Source organism: Cellulomonas sp. P5_C6 (assembly GCF_054049635.1).
The window spans coordinates 1-1,799 of sequence record NZ_JBFULZ010000344.1; the positions used below are offsets into that span (position 1 = coordinate 1).

Consider the following 1,799-nt stretch of genomic DNA (forward strand, 5'->3'; position numbering starts at 1 on the left):
GCCTCGCCGAGGGCGGCGGCCCGCGCGCCGGCCCGTGCGCCGTCGGTGCACCGGGTCTGCGCGACCGCCGCCGCTCCGACCGTGAGCACCGCCACCAGCAGCAGCGCGACGGCGGGGAGCCCGACGGCGAGCTCGGCGGTGACGCTGCCGCGGTCGCGTCGACCCGCCGCCGCGCTCACAGCGAGAGCGCCTGCCGGATGATCCCCGTCAGCAGACCCCTCACCTCGTTCCCCTTGAGGATCACCACGAGGAGCCCGGCGAACCCGACCGCCGCGAGCGTCGCGATCGCGTACTCGGCGGTCGCCATCCCGGCCTCGGCCAGCTCCTCGCGCGCGTGCCGGCCCTGGGCGTGCCAGGCGAGCACCGTCCGCGGCAGGACCGGTCGGCGGCGGTGCGGTGCGAGACCTGCGGTCCTGACGGGCGCGACCGGGCGCGCGGCCGGCCCCCCGCCGGGCGTCGGGTCGTCGTCGTGCGGGTCCTCGGGTCGTGTCCCGGTGGCGTCGATCGTCATGACCTCTCCTCTCGTCGTGCGCCGCTGACCGTCGGGCGCGACGCCAGCCTCGGTCGCGACGGCCCCGGCGGGGACGCCAGGTCGGCGATCGGTGGATCCGCGGCCGGGAGGGCGGGCTGTGGACGGCTCGAGACGCGTCACCCGAGCAGGTCACCGGCCAGGCTGAGCAGCATCGGCACCAGCCCGAGCAGCACGAACGMCGGCAGGAAGCACAGCCCGAGCGGGAGGACGAGGTGCACCCCGAGCGTCCCCGCGGCGGCCCGGGCGCGGGTGCGGCGCTCGCGGCGGAGCTGGTCGGCCCGCGCGCGCAGCGCCGGTCCCGGCGCAGACCCTGTGACCCAGCTCGCCTCCAGCGCCCCGACCACCTCGACCAGCGCCGCCCCCGCTCCCGACCACGCCGCGGACCACGGGGCGCCGAGGACCAACGCGGTGCCGCCGCGCGCGAGGACGGCGCCCTGGGCTCCCCCGACGGCCGCCCCGACCGCGGACAGCGCGCGCGGGATCGACACGCCGGTCGCGATCGCGACGTCGAGCAGGTCCAGCAGCAGGACGGCGTCGACGGCCGCCTCGGCATGCGGGCCTCGCCGTGCCGCCCGTCCGTCGCCGCGCCCCCGCTCGACCACGCGTGAGGCGGCGGGACCCCGGCTCGCGCGGCGCGGCGGTCCCCACCTCGGCACGGTCGCCCCCAGGACGGTCAGCGTCACGACGAGGGCCAGCGCGGGCGGCGTCACGGGCGGGCGGCGCGGGCCAGGAGCGCCGAGGTCCACCACCGGCCCAGCACGAGCGCCGTGACGCCGAGCACCGCCGCGGAGGTCCCGAGTCCTCCCGAGAGCACCACGCCGACCGGGTCCGCCCCGAGCAGCCCGCCCAGCACAATCCCGAGCAGCGGCAGCCACGCGAGGACCCGCGCGGTCGCCCGCGGTCCGGCCAGTGCGGCCCGGCGCTCCCCCTCCGCCTCCTCGTCGGCCGCCACGGCCGATGCGATCCTGTCCAGCACGCCGGCCAGGGGTGCCCCGAGGTCGTCGGACAACCGCGTCGCGGCGACGACAGCACGCGCCCGCTGCAGGTCGCCCGGCAGACGGCGGGACCGACGGGTCACGAGGACGAGTGCGCCCACCGTGGGGACCGGGCCGGCCGGAGGGTCGCCGAGCACGCGGCTCCACGCATCGGCTGGGCTCGCGCCGGCCCGCAGCTGCGCGGACGCGCCCAGCAGGACTGCGGAGAGGTCCCTCGAGGGCGAGCGGTCGTCCGTGCGAGCCGCGCGGCCGGCCCGGGACCGGCTCGGTGC

At 79.3% G+C, this 1,799-nt stretch carries 4 protein-coding genes; all 4 read right to left on the minus strand.

Annotated elements, in window-relative coordinates; all coding sequences use genetic code 11:
- Positions 1-179: TadE/TadG family type IV pilus assembly protein (locus tag ACXJKG_RS20945; protein WP_456847646.1), on the minus strand; the 179-nt coding region annotated here is incomplete at its 3' end.
- A complete protein-coding gene (locus ACXJKG_RS20950) occupies positions 176-511 on the minus strand; it encodes a DUF4244 domain-containing protein (RefSeq protein WP_456847643.1) in 336 nt (111 codons plus the stop codon). The genes ACXJKG_RS20945 and ACXJKG_RS20950, both read right to left, overlap by 4 nt.
- 137 nt (positions 512-648) lie before the next feature.
- On the minus strand, positions 649-1,281 hold the full coding sequence (locus ACXJKG_RS20955; protein WP_456847644.1) for a type II secretion system F family protein: 633 nt from the start codon (positions 1,279-1,281) through the stop codon (positions 649-651).
- Positions 1,239-1,799, minus strand: a 561-nt coding sequence (locus ACXJKG_RS20960; protein WP_456847645.1) for a type II secretion system F family protein, incomplete at its 5' end; no start/stop codon positions are given. The genes ACXJKG_RS20955 and ACXJKG_RS20960, both read right to left, overlap by 43 nt.

What these genes read in the sequence shown, in the direction of transcription:
- ACXJKG_RS20950 (WP_456847643.1), bottom strand. Translation starts at nt 511, where the DNA reads ATGACGATCGACGCCACCGGGACACGACCCGAGGACCCGCACGACGAC.